Raw genomic sequence first — 23,237 nt, forward strand, 5'->3', positions numbered from 1 at the left:
CGGCTAGCCTTCCGGTCCGAAGAACCGGCCTTCTGTTTCCGGCTTCCTGTTCGCATCCGCTTTTTCAATTTCGGCCAATATGGCGGCGCTGCGGCGATCCTGACTGGCATAATCGCGAGCCGATTTTCCGGCGAGTGAATCGGTGTGGTCCGGGTCGGCCCCATTGGCGAGAAGCAGACGAACCAGTTCACTATCACGAAGCTGGACCGCCCGGATAAGCGCAGTTTCTCCTTGCCGGTTCGGCTCATCCACTTTCGCCCTCTTGGCCAGCAGGGTCCGGACCCCGTCGACGAAGCGCAACTGGGTGGCCAGCATCAGCGGCGTGACCCCCTCTTTGTCGGCAATATTGGGATTGGCGCCTTTCTGCAGCAGGAAACCCACCCAGACATTGTCGCGACGGGCCACAACGATGTGCAGAGCCGTTTCTCCGGATGAGCGATCGCGGGTGTTGACGATAACGGATCCCGGCTGGCTAAGGAATTTTGTCGCCTCCTCGCCATCCCTGTCTTTCACTGCTTTGAGAAAATTATAGCTGTCCGAAAACTGGGCGGCGGCCGGAGCGGCAATCGAGAATGCGGCCACGGTCATCAGTGCCAGTTGCGCAATTCTGACCAAAGCGGCGCACGAGCGAGTGACCAATGATATTTTTCTGAACATGATAAGCCCCGTTTTACTGACCGCCGCCTGTTGGTACCGGTCCACTGCAATTGCTGTCGATCAATTATCTGTTGAAATTGCGTCCCTAGCAGACCATGTCTGGCCCCGTAATGAACAATATCAACAATGTCGCAAAAATGATCCTCGCCACAGGATTACTGACACTTCTGGCCGCCTGCAACCCTGCGTCTGACGGAGGCGGGCGCGAGGGCGCAGAGCCGCCGCTTGCCGGAGCCGATATTGGCGGGTCCTTCACGCTGACCAACCAGGACGGCGGTATAACGTCGGAAGAGGAGTTCAAGGGCCAGTATCGGATCATCTATTTCGGCTATAGCTATTGCCCTGATGTCTGCCCGGTCGATCTTGCCAATATCATGCTGGGATTGAAACAGGCCGAAAAGAAGGATCCGGCGCTGGCCGAGAAAATCCAGCCTATTTTCATCTCTGTCGACCCCGGCCGCGATACGCCGGCCGTCCTCAAACAATATGTATCCGCATTTCATCCCCGGCTCATCGGTCTCACCGGCACCCCCGAGGATATTGCGACAGTCGCGAAAAAATATCTGATTCTTTATGATATCCGCGATGACGAGAGTTCCAGTGAATATCTCGTCGATCACAGTCGCCAGGCCTATCTGTTCGGCCCCGATGGAGAGCCGCTGGCGCTGCTGCCCTTTGACGGTACGCCGCAGCAGGTTGCGGACGAAATAGCCCGATGGGTGCGCTAGGCGCCGATCGGCCGTTCTGGGAAGCGCCGCTCGAAAAGCTGGATCGCGGCCAGTGGGAGGCCCTGTGTGACGGCTGCGGCAAATGTTGTTTGCTGAAGGCCGAGGATGAGGATGACGGCCAGATATATATGACCAATATCGCCTGCAAGCTGCTCGATCTCCAGAGCGCCCAGTGCAGCGATTATCGCCATCGCAAGTTTCACGTACCCGATTGCGTCCGGCTGACCCGCAACAAACTGGAAGAATTTGACTGGTTGCCCGACAGCTGTGCCTATAAATTGCGGGCCAAAGGGCTCCCTTTGCCGCAATGGCATTATCTGGTCTCCGGTGATCGAGAAACGATTCACGCGGCGGGACAGTCGATCCGGGGCAAGGTCATCCCCGAGAGCAAGGCCGGGCCGCTCGAGCAACATATTCTCGATGCGCCTTTCTAATCCATCGCCGCCCGAATCGCTCGTCATCAACCTCGGAGGGGTCAGCTATCCGCTCCAGCTGCGGCGGTCAAAGCAGGCCCGGTCGATCTTCGTATCGGCCGATACGGTCAAGGGTGTTGTCCGCCTGACCCTGCCGCCCGGTGCATCGGAACGGCTGGCGATTCGCTTTGCACGGTCAAAATCCGACTGGCTCAGCGCCTGCTTTGCTGAAGCCATTCCCGCAGTTCCGGTCGAGAACGGTAGCCAGATCGCGTTTCTGGGCGAACCCCATGTCATCAGATGGTCACCGGATTTTCCCCGGGCTCCGCAGATCGTCGACGCTGAAATCCGGCTGGGCGGACCGGCGGAACATGTCGAGGCCCGAATTTTGCGCTGGCTCAAGGCCCAGGCCCGCATGATATATGCCGACGATCTGCAATTCTATTGTGACCGGGCCGGAACCGAATTGCCGCAACTGGCCGTCGGTGACGCGCGCCGCCGCTGGGGCAGCTGCTCGGCGCGCAAGTCGATTCGCTTGAGCTGGCGGCTGGTCATGGCACCCCCGCATGTCCGCCGGTCGGTGGTGGCGCATGAAGTGGCCCATCTCATCCATATGGATCACAGCCAGCGATTCTATACCCTGCTCGACCGGATATTCGAATCAGATCGCCGCAGCGCCGATCGCTGGCTCAAGAACCATGGCCGTGGCCTGCACATGGTGGGCGCGGAAAGGCAGTCCCCGCCGGTCGGCTGAAGCGGATCGCTATTGCTGTTCCTGACGCGCGGCTTCGGGAAGCAGGGATTCGGGCGGATTCTGTGGTGGTTGCGGCTTCGGTTTCCTGACCGGTGCGGGGTCCGGCTTGCGCGGTCCCGGATCCTCGCCGCGACCCAGCACCGAGTCGATCCAGTCCTGGTCCAGACGCGGACTGTCAGCCGCTTCGCCATCTTCCAGATCATATTCGAAGCCGCTGCCGGTCTCGATCGGCATGCCGTTTTCATCGACATAAATGCCATCTTCCGGTGCGCCGAACAATTCATCCTCGTCCGGTTCCAGCTGCCATTCCGGCAGCACCAGTTCGGTATCGAATTTCTCGACCTTGCGGTTGGCGACTGCCATTTTCATGAATTGCGCGAAGACGCTGGCCGGCGCCCGGCCGCCTTGCAATCCGCCTACCGGTTTTGCATCGTCTCGTCCCATCCAGACGCCGGTGGTCAGCCCGCTGGAGAAGCCGAGGAACCAGCCATCCTTGTTGCTGCTGGTGGTTCCGGTCTTGCCGGCAACCGGCCGGCCGATCTGGGCTGCCCGGCCGGTGCCGGTGGCAACCGCGGTCTGCATCAGGTCGGTGATGCCGGCGGCGACCCAGGGGTCGACCAGCACGCGGCTGCCGTCGAATTTGCTCTGGTAGAGAATGTCGCCCTTCATCGTCTGCACCTTGGTGATCCCGAAGGGCGTGATGGCAATGCCCTTGCCGCTGATCGAGGCAAAGGCGCGAGTCATGTCGAGCAGCCGCACATCCGACGTACCGAGCACCATCGACGGGTTGGTGTTGATCGGGGTGGTGATGCCGAAACGCCGTGCCATATTGGCGATCGACGAAGTGCCGATATCATTGCCGATCGCCGCCGCGACGGTATTTTTGGAGAAGGCAAACGCGGTGCGGACATCAATGTCCCCGGCATAGCGGTCACCGCTGTTGCGCGGCGTCCAGTTGCCGATGGTGATCGGCTCGTCGGTCACCGTGTCATTGGGCGTATAGCCCGCTTCCAGCGCCGCCATATAGACGAACACTTTCCAGGCCGAACCGGGCTGGCGAACAGCCTGGGTGGCGCGGTTGTAATTGGAGGTCACATAGTCGGTCCCGCCGACCATCGCGCGCACCGCGCCATCGCGGTCAATCGCCACCAGCGCGCCCTGGGCACCGGCCGGCACACCGGACTGGATGGCCGCGGTGGCGACGCGCTGCATATCAAGATCCAGCGTTGTCCAGACCTCGATCGGCTCCACGCTCTCGTCGATCAGCAGGTCCAGCTGCGGCAACGCCCAGTCGGTGAAATAGCGGACGCTGTTCTGCCGTGGTTCGGGGGCCAGCTTGACCGACGCCGGATTGGTTTGCGCGGCTTCCGATGGGCTAATCGCGCCGGCGTCCTGCATCACCTCCAGCACCACGGTGGCGCGGCTGATCGCCGCCTTGGCATCGGCGGTGGGCGAGTAGCGTGACGGCGCCTTGACCAGACCGGCGATAATCGCCGCTTCGGCCAGGTTGAGCTCTCTGGCGCTATGCGCGAAAAAGCGTCGCGACGCCGCGTCGATGCCATAAGCACCGCCACCGTAATAGACTTTGTTCAGATAGAGTTCGAGAATCTGTTCCTTGGAAAATTTCCGTTCCATCGCCAGCGCGAGCAATATTTCCCGCCCTTTCCGGCCGAAAGTCCGGTTGTTGTTCAGAAATACATTGCGGGCCAGCTGCTGGGTGATGGTCGAGCCACCCTGCGCCCAATGGCCGCGCTGCATCCTGACCTGCACCGAGCGGGCGATGCCGATCGGGTCAACGCCGGGGTGATTTTCGTAGCGCCGGTCCTCAACCGCGACCATGGCGGATTTCATGACTTCCGGGATGTCCGCATATTTCAGCCATTCGCCATAGCTCGGACCCATGGAAAAAAGCTCTTTGCCATTCACGTCGAGCACCCGGATCATCTGGCCGTTGGGAGAGGATTTGAGATCCTCGAAGCCGGGGAGCGAGGAACGGACCACCAGCACCGCAACCACAAGGGCAATCGCGGCGAGCAGCCCGACGACCAGACCAGCCTTGGTCAGCCGCCAGAACCATTTGCTTATGGGGCCCTGTTTCTTGCTGCGTTTTTTGGCCCGCGCCATATTGATCCACCCATTTTATACCAAACCAGAATTTTTCTAGCGTTCCGGTGCCTTACCGTAGGCTGAACAGGGAAGCACAGAAAAAAGTCAGTCGTGTTTGGGTTCGAACGCCATGGCCGCGCTGTTCATGCAGTAGCGAAGTCCGGTTTCGGTCGGCCCGTCGGGAAAGACATGGCCGAGATGTCCGTCGCAACTGGAACAGCGTATTTCGATCCGCCGCATGCCATGGCTATTGTCCTCGATCTCGGTCACCGCTTCGGCATCGGCCGGCGCGGAAAAGCTGGGCCAGCCGCAACCGCTGTCGAATTTGCTGTCCGATTCAAACAATTTGCTGCCACAGCCGGCGCAGAAAAACTCGCCATCCCGATATTCGGTGTTCAATGCGCCGGTAAAGGGTCGCTCGGTGCCCGCTTCGCGCAGCACGTGATATTGCTCCGGAGAAAGCCGTTGCCGCCACTGCTCGTCGCTCATTATTGTTTTTTCCATTGGCGTTAAATGGGCATTTAACCGCAGCCGGTCAAGGGACTGGCGAGGGAAGCCGGCTCGCCCGGTTTCATGCTTAACAGGATGTTAGGCATATTGGGACAGAATGCGGGGTTATGAAGATTGTGGTGAAATTCCTGCTGAGCATGGCATTGTTCTGCGTAACTCTGGCGGTTCCGCCAGCGCAGTTGCAGGCGCAATGCCGTCTCTGCGCCACCAGTGCCGGAACTGACAGCGTCTCTGATACGGCATCGGGGAAGACGGAAATACCCTTGCAGATCGAAATTACCGCCAATCTCGATTTTTCCCGCATGGCCCTGCTGAGCCGGAGCGGCGGCGTGGTCAGTATCGATCCGATGTCTGGTGACAAACATATACAGGGCAGTATCGCCAATCTGGGCGGTATGGCGTTGCACGGCGAAGGGCGTCTGACCGGCGAACCGGGCCGGAGCGTGCGGATATTTTTGCCAGAGCGGATACAGCTGAGCGCGCCCAATGGTTCAACGGCCGAACTGGAGCAACTGGAAACCGATTTGCCGGCGTTGGCGCGGCTCGATCCTTCCGGACGGCTGACCTTCGCCTTTGGCGGGCAGCTGCGGGTCCGCGGTGATGCCAGTGGCCGGTTTCGCGGCCGCATCGCGATTACCGCCGACTATGAGTGAAGCCGCGCTTTTGTCCTAGCGACCGCTGGCCGCTTTCCGGGCGATCAGCAGCAGTTCTTCCTCCAGAAGTACCTGATCGGGCTGGCCGCTGCTTTTCATCGCGATCTCGAGTTGCAATATCCGCTCGATCAACCGCGCGATATGGGCCGAGGACCAGATGCGCAGCTGCCGCTTGAAATGTTTCTGTTCCTTGAAAAAGACGCTGGGATGACCGGCGACGGAATCGACATTGCCGCCCTTGTCCACCTTGCTGCGCAGCTCGGCAAGCTTGGCAAGATGACGGAGCATGATCCGGATCAGGCCGATCTCGCTGATGCCCTGCGCCCGGCTCGCGGCAATTTCCTGCGCCAGTCGGGCCGCATCGCCATTGAGCGCCGCGTGGATCAGCAGGCTGATATCCTCCTCGTCATTCTCGGCGCCCAGCAGCAGCAGTATATCCTCGTCCGGCGCAAGCGGATTGTCCGGTGTCGCATCGAGATAAAGCGCAATCTTCTCGACTTCCATTCGCGCCAGGACCAGATCATTGCTGGTCAGGGCAGCAATTTCCTGCGCCATGTCCCGGCCCAGTTTGAGTCCTTCTCTCTGAGCCATGGTCTGGATGGTCGCCGCTGCCTGTTGCGGTGTCGTTTCGTAACAGGTCGCGATCAACGCATCGGGTGCGGCGATGATGGTCTTGGCCAGTGCAGTCTTGTCACCCATGCCGGGGGCGATGACAAATACCGGATCGCCGACGGTATCGCTAGCCAGAAGATTGTCGATTGCCGCTGTCGCGCGGACCGCTTCGCCGCTGTTGAGCCGCAAGACGAGAAAGCGCTTGTCGCCAAACAGCGATGCGGAATTGGCTTCGTCATTGAGACGGGCGGGCCCGTCGGCAATATCGCTGATCGTCAGATCGACCCGCTCCGCGCTTTCTACCAGCGGCTTGACCAGTTCCTCGACGAGCGCCTGACAGCGGGTAACGTTGGGGCCGCACAGCAGGACCAGTCTGAATTGATCGGGAGCGGCATGAAAACGCCTGACAATCTCTTCCGGCTTTGCCTTCATGGCTGCGGCAACGCGCTGGCCTCTTTCCGGGCAAACAGGGACAGCCGGGTGACTATCTGGCTGGCCACGCGGGTCGCCAGATTTTCCAGTGCCGTATCTTCTGCGGCTACGGTCGCATATTCCGACGAGACCACATCGATGCCCGCATCGGAACCGGCCGTGGCATCGAGAACAATTACGGAATCGGAGAGGCGAACCAGCTGATAGCGGGCGCGCAGGGTTCTGCGCTCGCGGGTGATCCGGTCATCGCTGCGCACACCAAAACCGGCAATTTTGTCTTCCAGCGCGACGGTCAGCCGATATTTGGTCTGCTGCCCCTCGAACGCGCCGAGCTGGTCCTTCAGTGCGTTGCGGGTCAGCCATCCGGCCTTGCCGGCAATCGGTTCAATTTCGACATTGCCCAGTTCCTGCGCAACGACGCCATTCGTGCCGCCAGCATAAAGCGGCCGCAGGTTGCAGCCGGCGAGCATCGTCGACAAGGCCACGACCAAGGTGATCCGGGCGATCACGGAACTCATATGACGATATTGACCAGTCGGTCGGGCACGACAATCACCTTCTTTATTTCCGCTCCGTCCAGGCTACGCTGCACCTTCTCGGATGCGAGAGCAAGCTCTTCGAGCTGATCCTTGCTGCTGCCCTTGGCCACGGTGATCGTATCGCGCAATTTCCCGCGTACCTGAATGGCTATCGTGACCTCGTCATCGACCAGCAGACTCTCGTCCACCTCGGGCCACGGCGCGTCGGCGATCAGGCCGCTTTCGCCGAACAAGGCCCAGGCTTCCTCGGCAATGTGCGGGACCATCGGCGCAACGATCCGCGCAAGGGAACGGATGGCCGTGGTCCGGTCTGCGGACGGCTGTGATTTTTCGATCAGATTGACCAGTTCGAATATTTTCGCGACCGCCTTGTTGAAGGAAAGGGCCTCGACGTCGCCAGCCACACCGGCGACGGTCTGGTGGAGCTTGCGGCGAAGCGCCTTGTCTTCGCCTGTATCGACATTGTCGGGCACCGCGATGAACAGACGCCACAGCCGCTGGACAAAGCGCCAGCTGCCTTCGATACCCGCTTCGGACCAGGGCAGGTCGCGCTCGGGCGGGCTGTCGGAGAGCATGAAGAAACGCACCGCGTCGGCGCCATATTGTTCGATGATCGGATCGGGGTCGACGACATTTTTCTTCGACTTCGACATTTTCTCGACCCGGCCGGTGGTGACCGGCGACCCGTCGGCGATCACCGCCCAGTCGCTACCGTTTTTCTCGACCTCGTCAGGCGACAGCCAGCTGCCATCACCATGTTTGTAGGTTTCGTGGGTCACCATGCCCTGGGTGAACAGGCTCTCGAACGGCTCGGCAAAATCCAGCTTGCCGATGCTCGCCAGAGCGCGGGTCCAGAAGCGGGCATAAAGCAGATGCAGGATCGCATGTTCGACGCCGCCGATATATTGCGTCACCGGCAGCCATTTGCTGACCACTTCGGGATCAAAGGGCCGGTCGTCGGGCTGGCTGGCAAAGCGCAGGAAATACCAGCTGCTGTCGACAAAAGTGTCGAGCGTGTCGGTCTCGCGCCGCGCCGCCTTGCCGCATTTCGGGCAGTCGACATGTTTCCACGTCGCGTGGCGTTCCAGCGGATTGCCCGGCGTTTCGAAATCAATATCTTCGGGCAGCACGATCGGCAGCTGGTCCTTGGGCACCGGGACCGGACCGCAAGCATCGCAATGAATGATCGGGATTGGCGTGCCCCAATAGCGCTGGCGCGAAACGCCCCAGTCGCGCAGCCGCCATGTGGTCTGGGCATTGCCCCAGCCTTCGGACCCCGCGCGATCGATAATCGCCTGCTGCGCCGATTCCACGGTCATGCCGTCGAGAAACGCGCTGTTCACGATCTTGCCGGGACCGGTATAGGCCTCGTCCCCGATATATTCTGCAGCGGTTTCATCGCCGTCCGAGACAACGCGCTTGACCGGCAGGTCATATTTGCGGGCAAAGTCGAGATCGCGCTGATCATGCGCCGGCACGCCGAATACCGCGCCGGTGCCATAATCCATCAGTACGAAATTGGCGACATAGACCGGCAGCTGCCAGTCGGGATCGAGCGGATGGGTGACGGTCAGGCCGGTATCGAAGCCCTTCTTCTCCATCGTCTCGAGCTCGGCAGCGGTCGTGCCGCCAGCTTTGCATTCTTCGGCAAAGGCCGCGAGCGCATCATTCTGGCCGGCAAGTTTCTGGGTCAGCGGATGGTCGGCCGACAGCGCGACAAAGCTGGCCCCGAAAATCGTGTCGGGCCGGGTCGAGAACACCTCCACGCTGGCGATACCGTCTCGCGCTTCGGCGAGCTGAAAATGGAATTGCAGGCCCTGCGACTTGCCGATCCAGTTCTCCTGCATCAGCCGCACTTTTTCCGGCCAGCCTTTGAGATCGCCCAGTCCGGTGAGCAGATTTTCAGCAAAATCGGTGATTTTGAGAAACCACTGGCTGAGCTTGCGCTTCTCGACCGGCGCGCCGGACCGCCAGCCCTTGCCATCGATCACCTGCTCGTTGGCGAGCACGGTCATGTCGACCGGATCCCAGTTGACCGCCGATTCCTTGCGATAGACCAGGCCGCCCTCGAACAGATCGATGAAAAGCGCCTGTTCCTGGCCATAATATCCCGGCTCGCAGGTCGCCAGTTCGCGGCTCCAGTCAAAGGCGAAACCCAAAGTCTTCAGCTGGCTGCGCATCGAGGCGATATTGGCCCGGGTCCATTCGCCGGGATGGACTTTCTTTTCCATCGCGGCATTTTCCGCCGGCATGCCGAAGGCGTCCCAGCCCATCGGATGGAGCACTTCAAAGCCTTGCATGCGCCGGAAACGGGCGAGCACGTCGCCCATCGTATAGTTGCGGACATGGCCCATGTGGATGCGGCCCGAGGGATAGGGAAACATCTCGAGCACATAGCTGCGCGGCTTGCTGCTGGCGTCGTCCGCTTCGAAAGTGCCGGCACTTGCCCAGCGCTCTTGCCAGCGTTTGTCCGCCGCCAGTGGATTGAATCGCTGATCGGTCATTGCGGCCCCATGATGTGGCAGGAAGGTTTAGTTGGTGATCGCACCGCGCCGCAAATCGCGGGCCTTGGTGAGGATGATCTGTTCGAGCTTTTGCGTGGTCGCGGCCTTGACCGGGGCGTCTACCCAGGTGCCGTTCTGCGCGACCTGGCGTGACGCTGCAACGCGCAGGGCGTCGGCGCGCAAATCCTGGTCGAGGATCGAGACGTTGATCTTCATCCGCTCACCGGGATTTTGCGGGTTTACATACCAGTCGGTCAGGATCACGCCGCCATTGCTGTCGGTCTGGGTCAGCGGCATGAAGGACAGGGCGTCGAGCGATGCGCGCCACAAATAGCTGTTCACGCCAATGGTGGTGACCTGAGACGCCGCCAGATCGGCCTGGGGCCGTTCCTTGCCGCCGCAAGCGGAAAGCATGGTCAAAGTCAGCAGGCTGGCGGTTGCAGACCGCAGGACTAGGGATGATTTGAGGCGGGACATGAAGCGCTCCTGGTTGCATTTAGCGCCGGCACGAAATCTTTTCGCAGGATTTGTTCCGGACATGATATCATTTCAGCGCTCTCTATAAATGCTTTGCCGCGAGGGGCAAGCATAAGCGCATGATTCGCTCTTGTGCGGCGCGGACTGAACCGCGGTTGAATGGCAGGAATATCATCTCCGGTTCATGTTTTTCCTGCTAGGCAGTGCAACAATGTCCGGACAAAAGCGTAACCGAACTGCAACAGAAACATGCTAGTTTGGGAAAATCGGACAAAAACAAGATGTTGACTCGTGCAGTCCAGCAGAATTTGTTATACCAAAAGCCATAAGTAAGGGAAGCGGCTTCATCATGACGAAAAAGGTCAGTCATTTCGGTTGGTTAGCGACGGGACTCGCAATCTCTGGCCTTGCCATGACTCCTGCTCTGGCGAAGGTTATTTCCGGTGGCAGCGATATCGTATCGCTGAAAACCCTCGGTTCGATCGGTTCCTTTACCGTCGCCGGTGCCGACCCTGATCTCGTTGCGAAATATAATCTGAACGCCTTGCGCGGCAACGCCAGTTTCAAATTCACTCCCTCCGGCGGTACCCGTGACGGCGAACGTTCGGTTACCGTGGTCGTCCGCCAGAAGTCGGACGCTGTTTCGATTCGTGAAAATATTCTCGCTGCGGCACCCGGATCGGGCGTTGCAAGCGCAGCAAAAATCGCGCCCGTTTCCTATAGTCTCGGCGCTGCAAAGGGCCTGAAGAGCTTCGCGATTCCGGTCAAGAAGCTGAACGGCAATATGCCGGATCTCTCGGAAATCGGTGCTGGCAGAATGCTGGGCGAGGAAGAGGATGGCAAGAAGAGCCGTTTCAACCCGCGCATGTCGATTGATGCTTCGGCCCCGATCAACGCCGCGCCGCGCGCTCTGGATGACAGCCAGAAAGATTATACGCTGGATGTCGGCGGAAGCTATTCGCTGACCCGCAATTTGCAAGTCACCGCCGGTGTCCGGATCAATAACGAGCGTGACCGGATGGCGCCACTGACCGACAGCCGTCAGGACAGCCAGGCCGTCTATGTCGGAACCCAGTTCCGCTTCTAGACCGAAGAATCCCGCTTAGAGCCTAACGCAAAGCGTCAATTGCAGCCCATCCGTGGGTGAGCCGGCTTTTGTGCGTTCGATAGCGATTCCGGTTCATCCCGCCCAGATAGACCACCGGGCCTAGGCACAATGCGGATAGACGCAACGCCTGCAACGGATTCAGGGGACGCTGGCCGGGGTGCGAGCGGGTCGCGAATATCGGCGACAGGAAATACAGGTCTGCGCCGACCTGATTCGCTTGCGCAATCTCGCGGGCATCATGCACCGGAGCGCTGTGCAGCAGCCCTTGCGGCAGCATCCGCCGCTTGCTGCGGCGATGCACGCCGTCGGCGCCCCACGATCGCGCCAGCGACGGTGATCCGGCTAGAAACAGTATATGACCATGCCGCCGGGCGAGCTTTTTCACGGTATTGAAGCGGACCCGCCGCGCCGCTGTTTCCAGATGATAATGGCGAAAGACGATCCCGCTCCCGCGCGGCAGCCTTCTTACGGCCTGTTCGAGAATTGCGTCATTGCGTTTGTCGGTGAACAGCCACAGCGGCGGCAGGGTCCTACCCGTCTGGTGGGGCAAATGGGCGCGGGGCTGGTCTCGCAACATAAGCAGGCCTATAGACGCTCATCTGGCGAAAGAGAATGATTGAGAGAGATTACCCTTGGCAAACTCCCCCCTTGAAGCGATCCGCAGCAACATCGACAAAGCGGCCGGAATAGCAGACCGCAAGCCGTCGGAAATCGCGCTGATCGCAGTGTCGAAAACCCGCGGCAGCGAAGAGATACGGCCGTTGCTGGAATCCGGCCACCGCCTGTTCGGGGAAAACCGGGTGCAGGAAGCGATGGAGAAATGGCCGGCGCTGAAAGCCGACTTTCCGGATATTGAACTGCATATGATCGGCCAGTTGCAATCGAACAAGGCAGCCGAAGCGGTGGCTCTTTTTGACTATATCCATTCGCTCGACCGGCCTTCGCTGATCAAGGAACTGGCGAAGGAAATGAAGCGGCAAGAGCGTCAGATCCCCTGTTTCCTGCAGGTCAATATTGGTGAGGAACCGCAAAAGGGCGGTTGCGATATCGAGGCTGTTCCCGAATTGCTCGCCCAGGCGACATCGGCCGGAATAGAGATTGTCGGCCTGATGGCTGTCCCGCCCGACCATGAGAATCCGGTCCCCTATTTCGCGCTGTTGGCGAAACTGGCCCGCGAAGCCGGACTCGTCGGGTTGAGCATGGGCATGTCGGGAGATTTCGAACAGGCGGTCAAGCTCGGCTCGACCCATGTCCGGGTCGGCACCGCCCTGTTCGGTCCGCGGCCAACGGCAGCCGGATAATCAGCTCTCGCTGCTCTTGTCCTTGCTCTTTTCGCCGTTTTTCTCGCTGTCTTTCGCAGCCCGGTCAGCCTTGCGCTCCTCTGGCGTGTCTGGCGCGACATAGCTGATCACCACATCGCCATCCTCGATCACCGGCCGGGCGTCGGTGGCGAAGAACAGCAGTCGCCGGTCCGGCTTGAAGACCGCAAGCGGCTCCTCGTCCTTTTCCAGATTCTTGCGATAATCCTCGGCGGTAAATTTCTCGGTAATATTGGTCTTGCTGAACCGCCAGCCTGCCAGGTCCCGGTCGAGCAACGTGCCGAAATCCGCTCCGGATTCGAACAATAAGCGGCCGCGGCCGACCCGGCTCTTGCTGTGGCTGTCATTGGCCAGGCGGCTGATCTGTTCATAACCCATTTCGGGGCCCAGATCGGCGGTGATCAGCTGGTTCTGGCTGTCATTGTCGGTGGCGGCAATGAGATGCTGATATTCGCCCATGTCGATATTGTCATTATGCGCTTCGTCGAGCACATCGCCATGGTGAATCTCCAGGCCCTCGCTGCGGGCCCGGCGCAGCGCGAACCGGCTGTCGTCCGTGATCAGGACATGGATATCCAGCGATTTGAGCATTTTGCCCAGCGCGATCGACCAGCGATTGGCACCGGCTATCAATATGCCTTCACCCTTGCCTTCTGAAATTCCCAGACGTTCGGCAACCCATGAGGCAGAGAATCCATGGGCAAAGATTGTCGCAATGACGACGGCGAAGCTGAGCGGGACCAGCGCTTCCGCTCCGGGCATGCCATAATCGACCAGACGGATTGCAAACAGGCCGGTGATAGCGACGGCCACGATCCCGCGGGGCGCGATCCAGGCAATGAACAATCGCTCGCGCCATGGCACCGAACTGAACAGCAGCGCGACCAGCACCGAGACCGGGCGAACGATAAACAGCAGCAATATCAGGAAGATGACAAATTGCGGCCGGAACTGCTGCACCGTTTCCCAGTCCAGCGTTGCCGAGAGAATGATGAAGACGCCGGAGATCAGCAGCACCGCCAGATCTTCCTTGAACCGGTAGAGCGCCTGGCTCGAGTAGATTTGCCGGTTGCCCATTACGATGCCCATGACCGTGACGGTGATCAGACCGGTTTCGTGCTTGATCAGATCGGCGATGACAAAACCGGCGATGACCGTGACCAGCAGAAAGGGCGCTTTCAGATATTCGGGAACCAACCCTCTTGGAAACAGCCATGTCAACGCAAAGCCGAGACCTGCGCCAATCAGCGCGGCGATGAAACTGGCGGCCAGCACATCCATGCTGATGACCGCGATATTGGCATTGGCGCCCTCATAGGTGATATAGGCATAGATACCGACAGCCAGCAGCGCGCCGATCGGATCGTTCACAATGCCTTCCCATTTCAGGATATTGCGAACCCGGGACGGTACCCGCAAGGTCCGGAGCATCGGGCCGATTACGGTGGGGCCGGTGACTATCATGATCCCACCGAGCAAGGCGGAAATTTCCCAGGACAGGCCGGCACCATAATGTGCGGCTCCGGTGCCCAGCGCCCAAGCTATCGGACCGGCGACGAGCACCATTGCGGTCACTGCGCCGCCCGCCTGGCGCAATTCGCGGAAGTTCAGGCTGAGACCGCCCTCAAACAGGATGACGGCAACCGCCAGTTTGATGATCGGTTCCTGCAGCGCGCCGAAATCTCGTTCGGGGTCGATAATGCCGAGCACCGGCCCGGCGATAATACCGACAATCAGCATCAGCGCGATGGCGGGACGGCCGGTCCGCCAGGCAATCCACTGTGCGCCGATACCGAGCAGGCCGATCAGCGCAATCTTGACCATCAGTGAATCTATTATTTCCATGAACTATCCTTGGCGGGTTTTTCGCCCATATGCAAAAAACTTTCCGGGACCCGGGGATCAGGTGCTGCCGAAATGGCCAATCGCTTGTTCAATAACGCCATAGACGGAATCCAGTTCCTCGCGGCCGATAGAATAAGGAGGCATGATGTAAACCGTATTGCCCAATGGCCGAAGTAAAATGTTGCGATCCCGGAAATAGCCGAGCAGCTGCGGCCCAAGGCTGGACATATAATCACCCGCCCCATCGTCGATCTCGAACGCCAATATCGTGCCGCACTGGCGCAGGCCGCTGACGTTGGATTTCTGCGCCAGCCGCTCTGCAAAGGCGCGATGCGAGGCGATAATGCCGTCGATCCGTTCCTGCACCGGCTCGTCACGCCATATCGCCAGATTGGCATTGGCCGCCGCGCAGGCAATCGGATTGGCGGTGAAGCTGCTCGAATGGAAGAACATCTGCGCGCGGTCTTCGGAATAATGCGCCTGGAAAATGGGATCTCTGGCAGCGGTAACCGCGAGCGGGATGACACCTCCGGTCAGGCCCTTGGCCATGCACAAGATATCCGGCTCGACGCCCGCCTGTTCGCAGGCAAAAACCGTGCCGGTGCGGCCCCAGCCGGTCATCACTTCGTCGGCAATGAACAGCACATCATGCTCGCGGCAGATCGCCGCCATCTGCGCCAATATTGCCGGGCCGTACATCTTCATGCCGCCTGCGCCGAGGACCAGCGGTTCGACGATCAGCGCCGCCGGCGCATTGTCGCTGTCCGTGCACAAGGCTTCCAGTTGGTCGAGTGTCTGCTGTTCGGCTCCGGCTTCCGGGAACGCTATCGTGCCGACATCAAACAGCAAAGGCGCATAGGCTTGGTTGAACACGCCGCGCGCGCCGACCGACATCGCACCAATCGTATCGCCATGATAGCTATGCTCCATGACCAGGATTTTCTGGCGCGCTTCGCCACGATTGTGCCAGTAGCCGAGCGCCATTTTGAGCGCCACCTCGACCGCGGTCGAACCGCTGTCCGAGAAGAAAATATGCTCTAGTGATTCCGGCAGGAAATCGGCGAGACCTTCGGCCAGTTCCCGCGCCGGACCATGCGTCCATCCGGCAAAGATCATCTGGTCGAGCCGGGCGCTCTGCTTCTGGATCGCACTGACGATGGTCGGATGGCAATGGCCGTGGGTCTGCACCCACCAGCTCGATATCGCGTCAATGATCCGGGTGCCGTCGCTTTTGTACAGGCAGGCGCCTTCCGCCCGCGCGATTTCCGGAATCGGTTCGCGGAGCCCGTGCTGGGTGAAGGGATGCCAGATATTGATGCTCATGATCCGAAGGCCGCCAGATTGAAATGGGTGTTGAACGCGTCTCGCAACACGTCTGGCGTGAGCGAATCAAGCATGGGCAGGCGGCCGAGATGCGACACGGCGCCAATCCGGCAGATGGTCTGCTCGCTGTCGACAATTTCATCGCCGATAAAGGCAATGCCATGGATCGGCACGTTGCGGGCACGCAGGGCCTCGATCGTCAGCAGGCTGTGATTGATGGTGCCGAGACGGGTCGATGCGACGATGATCACCGGCTGGCCCCAATGGGCAAAGACATCGGCGAACAGCAGTTCCGGATTGACCGGTACCAGCGCGCCGCCCGCTCCCTCGATCACCAGCGGCCCGTCGACCGGCGGGATGTCCAGATCGCCCAGACCAATAGTGATGCCTTCCTGCGCCGCTGAATAATGGGGCGATGCCGGAATTTTCAGCCGGTAGCGTTCGGGTAATATCAGGGCGGGATCAACGCCGCCGATCTTGGCGACCGTCTCGCTGTCGGTGCCGTCTTCAAGTCCCGCCTGCACCGGTTTCCAGTAATGCGCGCCCATCGCCGCGGTCAGCGCCGCGGCAAAAATGCTCTTGCCGATATCGGTATCGGTACCGGTGATCACATATTTCCGGCTCATGCCGCCTCTGCTTGTGCCAGCGCCTCGTGCAAAGCGGCTGCGAGATTTCTAATGTCTTCCTGCGTCACGTTGAGGGTCAGCGAGATGCGCAGGCGGGCGCTTCCGGCCGGAACCGTCGGCGGGCGAATGGCGCGGACGTCATATCCCTGGTCCTGCAACCGGGTGGCGACGCTGACAGCGAGCCGGTCGTCGCCGAGAATGACCGGAAATATCTGGCTGTCCTGATGCTCGCCGAGCGACAGGCCGGCAAAGCAGCTCCGGGCGAGCGCGATATGGTCCGCCAGAGCGGTCTGCAGCGCAGGATTGTCTGCAACATGGACGATCGCCTGCTGCGCCAGATGCGCGGTTAGAGGGCTGGGCGCGGTGGAAAAGATGAAGGGCCGGGCGCGGTTGATGAAAAATTCGCGCAGGATTTTCGGCATGGTCAAAATCCCGCCTTCGCCGCCGAGCGCCTTGCCGCAGGTGCGCAACAGGATCGCATTCTCCTGCCGGCCTATGGGGCCGGCCAGACCGCTGCCGCCTTCACCGAAAACGCCCACCGCATGGGCTTCGTCGATCACGAGCATCGCATCATGGGTATTGGCGATCTGTGCGAGATCACTGAGCGGTGCCCGGTCGCCATCCATGCTGTAGAGGCTCTCCACCGCGATCCACACGGTTCCCGTGCCACCGGATTGGCGCCAGCTCCGGATAGCCTGTTCGAGCGCATTGCAGTCACCATGGGCAAAGGGCTGAAACGCGGCGCGGCCCAGCTTCATCCCGTCATGGACGCTGGCATGGACCAGCGCGTCATAGAGCACCAGGTCGCCGGTCTGCGGCAAGGTAGCGAATAAAGCGCTGTTGGCGGCGAAGCCGGAGCCGAAGAACAGGCTGGCCTCCGCGCCATAATGGCTGGCAGCAAAGGCTTCGAGCGCTTCATGTTCGGGATGGTTGCCGCCGAGCAATCGTGATCCGCCCGATCCGTGCGCCATGCCACTGGCGATCGCGGCCTGCGCCACTTCCTTCAGATAGGGGCTGCGCGACAGGCCGAGATAATCATTGGAGGAAAAATCCTTGCCGGCGGGAATCAGAAGCCGCCGTTTGCGACCCCCCATGTCGAGAGCGTCCAGTTGATCGCGATAGGGTTTGAATCGATCCATGAATGCGCCGTTAGCAGTCAGCGACCCGTGGTGGCCAGAGGCAATGCAAGCTGGCTGCCATCGACTGTCTCTATTGTCCTGTCGCGGAACGGTAGCGGGAAGCAGACCGGCTTGTCCTTCAGGCCGATAATCGCTTCCGCCGGTCCGCCGACGCAGGCCTCGATCACCGGATCCTGCGCCGCCATGCCGCCGGTCAGCGCCCCGAACGCGGGCATGATCAGATGCTGGCGCCCCCTGACAAAACAGCGCCGCGTCAGATGGCGGCCGCGCGTGGCGATCCGGATTTTCGGATGATAATGACCGGATATTTCGGGCAGCGCGCTTTCCGGCGTGGCTTCGTGGCGCAAGGCCAGACCCTCGCCGGTCCATTCGTCGACCACTGTGCCACCCCATAGCCCGGAAACATCGCGGTCATGATTGCCGGTGATCCAGATCCAGTCGAGCGCGGCGGTCATCGCCGAGAGCTGCCGCGCCGCCTCCGGTTCCAGCCGCGCCTCGCCCTCGCCATCATGATAATTGTCACCCAGGCAGAAGACCCGCGTCGCGCCGGTTTTGCTCACCAGAGCGGCCAGTTCGACCAGCGTCGCCTGGCTGTCATAGGGCGGCAGCATCTGGCCCTGCCGCGCAAAGAAACTCGCCTTTTCCAGATGGAGGTCTGCCACCAGCAGCGCGTTCCGGGCTGGCCAGTATAGCGCGGCCGGCGCCACGATATCAAAGCGGTGTTGGGCGAACAGAAGGGGAACCATGGAGCCGCTATGCGATGAACATGGGCGCGATGCAAGCCACCGGGTTGGAATTTCTGGCTCGACCGCACTATATGCGCCCTCATGACCGAATCTCAAACGCCCGTAAAAGTCGCCGCACTCTATCATTTTGCCGTGGTCGACGATCCTTCAGCTCTGCGTCTGCAAGTGCTGGCCCTGTGCGAGCAGCATGGCCTCAAGGGCACGATCCTGTTGGCGCATGAGGGCATCAACGGCACGATTGCCGGTGCGCCCGACGCGATTGACGCGGTAATAGAGGGCCTGCGCCAGCTGCCCCGCTTTGCCGATCTCGAGGTCAAATATTCCGAGGCCAGTGCGATGCCCTTCCTGCGGATGAAGGTCCGGCTCAAGAAGGAAATCGTCTCGATGGGTGTCGAGGGCGTCGATGCCGCGACCGAGAAAGGCGCCTATGTCGACCCGGCTGACTGGAACGACCTGATCGCCGACCCCGACACGATCGTGATTGACACGCGCAACGCCTATGAGGTGGCGATTGGCAGCTTTGACGGGGCGATCAACCCGAACACGGAAAGCTTCCGCGACTTCCCGGCCTGGTTCGACGATTTTTCGGAAAAGCTGCGGCAGGATCCGGACAAGGCACCGAGGATCGCGATGTTCTGCACCGGCGGCATCCGCTGCGAAAAGGCGACGGCCTATGTCAAGGCGCAGGGCTTTGACGATGTCCAGCATCTCAAGGGCGGCATATTGAAATATCTCGAACATGTGCCCGAAACCGAAAGCATGTGGCAGGGCGACTGTTTCCTGTTCGACCAGCGTGTCGCTGTCGGCCACGGCCTGCGCGAAACCGATTATGGCCAGTGCTATGCCTGCCGGATGCCGCTGAACGCCGCCGACCGCGCTTCGCCCGACTATATTCCCGGTGAAGCCTGCCCCCATTGCATCGACCAGCGGACCGACGAACAACGCGCCCGCTATCGCGAACGCCAGCGCCAGGTCGAAAAAGCCGCGGCCGAGGGCCGGCAGCATCTCGGGACCGAATGACCGAATTGCCGGTCCTCTACAGCTTTCGGCGCTGCCCCTATGCGATGCGCGCGCGCATGGCGCTGCTGGTCAGCGAAACCCCGGTCCGCCTGCGCGAAGTGGTGCTGCGTGACAAACCGGAAGAAATGATCGCCGCCTCGCCCAAGGCGACGGTGCCGGTGCTGGTGCTGCCCGACGGACAGGTCATCGACGAAAGCCTGGCGATCATGCGCTGGGCGCTGGACCGCAACGACCCGCAAGACTGGTTGCAGGGCACCGCTGCCGGAACCGAGCTGATTGCGGAAGCCGACGGCCCGTTCAAACACCATCTCGACCGCTACAAATATCCCACCCGCTACGAAAATGTCGACCCGCTCGAGCATCGCGCGGGCGGTCTGATCTTTCTTGAAAAACTCGATGGTCTGATTCAACCGTCAGGGCAGCTGATGGGCGCAAAGCCCACGCTGGCCGACCACGCGATCTTCCCGTTCGTCCGCCAGTTCGCCAATAATGACCGCAGCTGGTTCGACGCGCTGCCCCTGCCCGCCCTGCAGAAATGGCTCGGGAACCATCTCGCTTCGCCCTTATTTGCCACCACGATGCAAAAATATCCGCAGTGGAAGAGCGGGGACGAGGAACCGGTTTTTGCTTTGGATGTGACGGTTTAAAGCGGCTTGCGAGGCTCGCACAAAAATCCGGAAACGCAATGCGCCCCGATCAGATTCCGACGCGCAACTTGAGGCCGACCCTTGTATCCGGCGCGGCGTCTGACAGGCCGACGGCGCCGTCGACACCGATCCGGACCGAGCGGCTCAAACTGGTTCCGAATCCCATGTTGAGGCTCTGGCTGTCGCCGATGCTGGTGGAGGCGGACTGCTCATAGGAATAGGAAGCGGTCAGGGCGCTGCTCTTGCCGAGCAGCACATGACTCCCCGCCGTGCCCGATAGCCGGTTGCGGGTTTCGAAATCATCCGGCTCGCCGACAATCGTATAGCCAGCACCGACAAATGGCACGACCGCGCCCATTTTTCTGGAGAGCTGGCCGGACACTCCATAGTCGACCTTGCCGGTGCCAAGCCCTTTCTCCCGCGATGCGGTGGGCAGTTTGACCGAAGCGCCGACCGTGGCGTTCACGCCTGAGACGGGCAGTTGATAGGCCGCATTGAGGGACAGGTCGCCGATGCCTTCCCGCTTTACCTGCCCTGTCTGCGAGCCGTCTGACGCCAGTAGCGGCGTGCCGAACAGCCCGCCCTGATTGACGATAACCTCCTGCGGAGCTGTGGAGGAGATATAGGGTAGCGACGCGGACGCGCTGAACCGGCCTGTGGTCATTGCGATACCGGTGGTGGCGAATGTGGTCTTGTAATCCAGTCCTTGCCCGGCATCGCCCTCGATATAATCCACATCAGCGAGCAGATAGAATCGGGCGTCGTCTCCGGCGCTTCGATTCTCCTGAGCGCTGGCGGCCGGAAGATCGGAAGTCTGCGCCGGAGCAGGGCTGGCGGCGGCAAGAAAAATCGGCAGGGTGAGAAAAATACGCATATCGGGTTCGCTCCTTGAAGACGTGGCAAGCCGGGCGGGCGCTTGCCTGTGCAAGGGGAACGAACCGCAGCGGCGGTTTAATCCAAATTATTTTTCGATCATTTCTCTAACCCCGAATTCGCCGCCACGGGACACTGTCGTTCGTGTCCCGGAGAGCCTGTCGGTCAGAAGTGGATCTTGCTGTTCAGCGGCTGATCGACAAATTCTCTCGTATTTCTGGGTGTCAGAAAGTGGATTTTCCGTCTGGGAAAGTCGATTGCGACCTGGTCAAATTTGCGTAGCACATCCATTCCGATCAGCACGGCCGGCTTGTCAGCGAGGCCCAAGCGTTCGAACGGTGGCGAATCCGCGAAGGCCACGGACAGGCGCGGGAAGCGGGCGCGGCCGATGCGAAAATCGCGAACCATGCCAAATTCCGCACCCAGCGTGGCGCCGGTGACCGATATCAGTAGGTCAGCATCGTCGAGTTCCTTGGCGCGTCGCTGCAACCGTTGCCGCAAGGCCAGATTGCCGATCGACATCTGCGCTCCGGTATCGACGATCACGTTGACCTCGATTCCGGCGATCTTGGCATCGGTGAAAATCAGCTGGCCGGAACGGCGCTTGGCGGTCACCACGATTTCCCGGGATCTTGCGCGGCCGCGGGCTTCATCCGCGTCTTCGACAATGATCTGATCGGCGACAAAATCGAACAAAATCCGCTGGTCCTGCAAGCCGTCCAGCCCCAATATGCCATCGGCCCCAATATGCTGGGCCGCCAGAACGGGAGAAATCAGGCCGTCATAGTTTTTACGACCCATGGTCAAACGTGGCACATAGACCATATCAACCGTTGTCGTGCCGGCAATACTCATCAGCTCGGCCGGTTTTTCCCCCTCGAGCGCAAGGCTGTCGGCAATTTTGCGGGAGATCACACTTCGTTCGGCACCGGTATCGATGACGAAGGAAAAAGGTCCCTTGCCTTCGATACTGACCGGAACGGTCATCCGCTCGGCCCGATCCTGTTCGATATCGACAATTTCGCCTTCCGGACTGCCCAGGCTGCCCGGCTTCACCGACTGACCGAGCGGAAGGGGATAGGCCATCGTCAGCGCCGAAGCCAGAATCGCGGGGGTCATGCTGGTAAATAGGGCTGGCATCGTCTCTCCAATCTGTGTGTGCCGGGCAGTGACAGCTTAGTGCCTGATGACCCGGTTGGGGCGGTTATAGCATAATCTATATTTTGCTTCGACAAAGAAGATTCTCAGCCATCTTTCGGGATCAGGAAATAGATTTTCCGGTTGGCGAAATCGATTGCCACCCGGTCGAATTTGCGCAGCGCGTCCATGCCGAGGAAGAGCGCTGGCTTCTTTTCCAGTTTCAGCGCCTTGAACGGGGCAATATCGGCAAAGGCAATCGGGATGATACCGAAACGCGCGCGCCCGATCAGCAATTCCTCGGCAATGCCGTAATCGGCTTCGATCGAGCGGCCGGTGACATCAACCAGACTGGTTTTGACGAGCGCGGAAGATGGGATGCGCAACCGCCGCTGCAGCGCCTTGTTGCCGATCGAAAGCTCGCCGCCCGTGTCGATGATCACGCTGGTTTTGACCCCGGCTATCGTGGCATTGGTAAAAATCAGCTGGCCGGACCGCCGCCGTGCCGTGACCACGATTTCGCGGAGGGAGCGGCTTTTCAGCTTCTTTGTTGTATCTTCGACCGAAATATTCTTGCCGAGAAAGTCGAACAATATCCGTTGTCCCTGCAGACTGTCGAGTCCGAGCACACCATCGGCGCCGATATTGGCCTTCCGGAATGTCGGCGAAACCAGACTGTCATAGCTGCGTTTTCCCAGAGTCAGGCTGGGCACATAAACGGTCTCGACGATGGTGGTTCCGGCCAGAGCGATTATCCGGACCTGGTCTTCCACATCGAGGGCCAGCGCGCCGGCGATTTCCTTCGACAATATGGTGCGCTGCGAAGCCGTATCGATGATGAACCGATAGGGGCCGCTGTCAGCGATGCGCACCGCAACCGTCATCCGGTCGAGCCGGTCGCTGGCGATCGCTATCTGTTCCGGATCGGACTGGAGAAATTCCTCCGGCAGCGTGTCGGCGATGCGGGCTTCGGTTTGCGGTTCGCCCTGAAGCGGCACAAGCGGCTGAGCCGCGAGAAGCGACGCACAGACGGGCAACAGCATCGTCGGACAAGCCATTTCGCCACTTT

The 23,237-nt window shown here is 60.4% G+C and carries 24 protein-coding genes; 8 read left to right on the plus strand and 16 right to left on the minus strand.

The genetic code is table 11. The annotated features are described in order from the left end of the window. Positions 1-3 precede the first annotated feature (3 nt). Entirely contained in the window at positions 4-657 is a 654-nt protein-coding gene (locus BOSE62_RS12235; RefSeq protein WP_159646611.1) for an ankyrin repeat domain-containing protein, read from the minus strand. Positions 658-752: 95 nt separating this feature from the next. On the opposite strand from BOSE62_RS12235, the gene BOSE62_RS12240 reads away from it, so the two are divergent. The 3 genes from BOSE62_RS12240 to BOSE62_RS12250 are packed head-to-tail and all read left to right on the plus strand — an operon-like array spanning position 753 to position 2,552. Beyond that, positions 753-1,385, plus strand: coding sequence for an SCO family protein (locus BOSE62_RS12240; RefSeq protein WP_159646612.1), 633 nt, complete (start codon positions 753-755; stop codon positions 1,383-1,385). Beyond that, the gene (locus BOSE62_RS12245) at positions 1,373-1,819 is read left to right on the plus strand and encodes a YcgN family cysteine cluster protein (protein ID WP_159646614.1); all 447 of its coding nucleotides are present in this window, start codon (positions 1,373-1,375) and stop codon (positions 1,817-1,819) included. The genes BOSE62_RS12240 and BOSE62_RS12245 overlap by 13 nt, the downstream gene beginning before the upstream one ends. Further along, positions 1,806-2,552 (plus strand): M48 family metallopeptidase, encoded by a 747-nt coding sequence (locus BOSE62_RS12250; RefSeq protein WP_159646616.1) that lies wholly within the window; start codon positions 1,806-1,808, stop codon positions 2,550-2,552. Before BOSE62_RS12245 ends, BOSE62_RS12250 begins: the two co-directional genes overlap by 14 nt. Positions 2,553-2,561: 9 nt before the next feature. On the opposite strand, the gene BOSE62_RS12255 is transcribed toward BOSE62_RS12250, so the two are convergent. Then, positions 2,562-4,676, minus strand: a complete 2,115-nt coding sequence (locus BOSE62_RS12255) for a transglycosylase domain-containing protein (RefSeq protein ID WP_159646617.1) — start codon at positions 4,674-4,676, stop codon at positions 2,562-2,564. Positions 4,677-4,763: 87 nt separating this feature from the next. Then, entirely contained in the window at positions 4,764-5,162 is a 399-nt protein-coding gene (gene msrB, locus BOSE62_RS12260) for a peptide-methionine (R)-S-oxide reductase MsrB (protein ID WP_159646619.1), read from the minus strand. A gap of 113 nt (positions 5,163-5,275) precedes the next feature. Here msrB and BOSE62_RS12265 point away from each other — a divergent pair, with 113 nt between their 5' ends. Beyond that, positions 5,276-5,821, plus strand: coding sequence for a DUF4402 domain-containing protein (locus BOSE62_RS12265; protein ID WP_159646621.1), 546 nt, complete (start codon positions 5,276-5,278; stop codon positions 5,819-5,821). Positions 5,822-5,836: 15 nt separating this feature from the next. On the opposite strand, the gene holA is transcribed toward BOSE62_RS12265, so the two are convergent. The 4 genes from holA to BOSE62_RS12285 are packed head-to-tail and all read right to left on the minus strand — an operon-like array spanning position 5,837 to position 10,322. After that, positions 5,837-6,865, minus strand: a complete 1,029-nt coding sequence (gene holA, locus BOSE62_RS12270) for a DNA polymerase III subunit delta (RefSeq protein ID WP_159646623.1) — start codon at positions 6,863-6,865, stop codon at positions 5,837-5,839. Continuing rightward, positions 6,862-7,383 carry an LPS assembly lipoprotein LptE gene (gene lptE / locus BOSE62_RS12275; protein WP_201295676.1) on the minus strand — a complete coding sequence of 174 codons (522 nt, stop codon included), beginning with the start codon at positions 7,381-7,383 and terminating at the stop codon, positions 6,862-6,864. The genes holA and lptE overlap by 4 nt, the downstream gene beginning before the upstream one ends. Continuing rightward, a complete protein-coding gene (leuS, locus tag BOSE62_RS12280) occupies positions 7,380-9,908 on the minus strand; it encodes a leucine--tRNA ligase (protein WP_159646625.1) in 2,529 nt (842 codons plus the stop codon). The genes lptE and leuS overlap by 4 nt, the downstream gene beginning before the upstream one ends. Before the next feature lie 27 nt (positions 9,909-9,935). Then, positions 9,936-10,322 carry a DUF3576 domain-containing protein gene (locus BOSE62_RS12285; RefSeq protein WP_236554190.1) on the minus strand — a complete coding sequence of 129 codons (387 nt, stop codon included), beginning with the start codon at positions 10,320-10,322 and terminating at the stop codon, positions 9,936-9,938. Positions 10,323-10,797: 475 nt separating this feature from the next. Here BOSE62_RS12285 and BOSE62_RS12290 point away from each other — a divergent pair, with 475 nt between their 5' ends. Continuing rightward, positions 10,798-11,472: a hypothetical protein gene (locus BOSE62_RS12290; protein ID WP_159646629.1), complete on the plus strand. Its 675-nt coding sequence runs from the start codon at positions 10,798-10,800 to the stop codon at positions 11,470-11,472. Positions 11,473-11,494: 22 nt separating this feature from the next. Here the strand turns inward: BOSE62_RS12290 and BOSE62_RS12295 are convergent, their stop codons facing one another. Beyond that, positions 11,495-12,070, minus strand: a complete 576-nt coding sequence (locus BOSE62_RS12295; RefSeq protein WP_159646630.1) for a thiamine phosphate synthase — start codon at positions 12,068-12,070, stop codon at positions 11,495-11,497. Positions 12,071-12,125: 55 nt separating this feature from the next. On the opposite strand from BOSE62_RS12295, the gene BOSE62_RS12300 reads away from it, so the two are divergent. After that, entirely contained in the window at positions 12,126-12,794 is a 669-nt protein-coding gene (locus BOSE62_RS12300; RefSeq protein WP_159646632.1) for a YggS family pyridoxal phosphate-dependent enzyme, read from the plus strand. Here the strand turns inward: BOSE62_RS12300 and BOSE62_RS12305 are convergent, their stop codons facing one another. From BOSE62_RS12305 to pdeM, 5 genes are read right to left on the minus strand one after another with little or no spacing between them, the layout of a single operon-like run. Then, on the minus strand, positions 12,795-14,657 hold the full coding sequence (locus BOSE62_RS12305; protein ID WP_201295677.1) for a cation:proton antiporter: 1,863 nt from the start codon (positions 14,655-14,657) through the stop codon (positions 12,795-12,797). 57 nt (positions 14,658-14,714) lie between these two features. Next, positions 14,715-15,980, minus strand: coding sequence for an adenosylmethionine--8-amino-7-oxononanoate transaminase (locus BOSE62_RS12310; RefSeq protein ID WP_159646634.1), 1,266 nt, complete (start codon positions 15,978-15,980; stop codon positions 14,715-14,717). After that, on the minus strand, positions 15,977-16,606 hold the full coding sequence (bioD, locus tag BOSE62_RS12315; protein ID WP_159646636.1) for a dethiobiotin synthase: 630 nt from the start codon (positions 16,604-16,606) through the stop codon (positions 15,977-15,979). Before bioD ends, BOSE62_RS12310 begins: the two co-directional genes overlap by 4 nt. Continuing rightward, positions 16,603-17,745, minus strand: a complete 1,143-nt coding sequence (locus BOSE62_RS12320; protein WP_159646638.1) for an 8-amino-7-oxononanoate synthase — start codon at positions 17,743-17,745, stop codon at positions 16,603-16,605. Before BOSE62_RS12320 ends, bioD begins: the two co-directional genes overlap by 4 nt. A gap of 17 nt (positions 17,746-17,762) precedes the next feature. Then, on the minus strand, positions 17,763-18,491 hold the full coding sequence (gene pdeM, locus BOSE62_RS12325; protein WP_159646660.1) for a ligase-associated DNA damage response endonuclease PdeM: 729 nt from the start codon (positions 18,489-18,491) through the stop codon (positions 17,763-17,765). Between the two features lie 81 nt (positions 18,492-18,572). Here pdeM and trhO point away from each other — a divergent pair, with 81 nt between their 5' ends. Both trhO and BOSE62_RS12335 read left to right on the plus strand, forming a co-directional pair. Continuing rightward, the gene (gene trhO / locus BOSE62_RS12330; protein ID WP_159646662.1) at positions 18,573-19,511 is read left to right on the plus strand and encodes an oxygen-dependent tRNA uridine(34) hydroxylase TrhO; all 939 of its coding nucleotides are present in this window, start codon (positions 18,573-18,575) and stop codon (positions 19,509-19,511) included. Then, a complete protein-coding gene (locus tag BOSE62_RS12335; RefSeq protein WP_159646664.1) occupies positions 19,508-20,158 on the plus strand; it encodes a glutathione S-transferase in 651 nt (216 codons plus the stop codon). Before trhO ends, BOSE62_RS12335 begins: the two co-directional genes overlap by 4 nt. Positions 20,159-20,207: 49 nt before the next feature. Here the strand turns inward: BOSE62_RS12335 and BOSE62_RS12340 are convergent, their stop codons facing one another. The 3 genes from BOSE62_RS12340 to BOSE62_RS12350 all read right to left on the minus strand — a co-directional run bounded on the left by BOSE62_RS12340 (position 20,208) and on the right by BOSE62_RS12350 (position 23,226). Next, positions 20,208-21,032, minus strand: coding sequence for a hypothetical protein (locus BOSE62_RS12340; RefSeq protein WP_159646666.1), 825 nt, complete (start codon positions 21,030-21,032; stop codon positions 20,208-20,210). A gap of 164 nt (positions 21,033-21,196) precedes the next feature. Next, entirely contained in the window at positions 21,197-22,171 is a 975-nt protein-coding gene (locus tag BOSE62_RS12345) for a retroviral-like aspartic protease family protein (protein ID WP_159646668.1), read from the minus strand. Positions 22,172-22,275: 104 nt separating this feature from the next. Further along, positions 22,276-23,226: a retroviral-like aspartic protease family protein gene (locus BOSE62_RS12350; RefSeq protein WP_159646670.1), complete on the minus strand. Its 951-nt coding sequence runs from the start codon at positions 23,224-23,226 to the stop codon at positions 22,276-22,278. Positions 23,227-23,237: the final 11 nt, after the last annotated feature.

Source organism: Sphingorhabdus sp. 109, assembly GCF_902506555.1.
GTDB lineage: Bacteria > Pseudomonadota > Alphaproteobacteria > Sphingomonadales > Sphingomonadaceae > Parasphingorhabdus.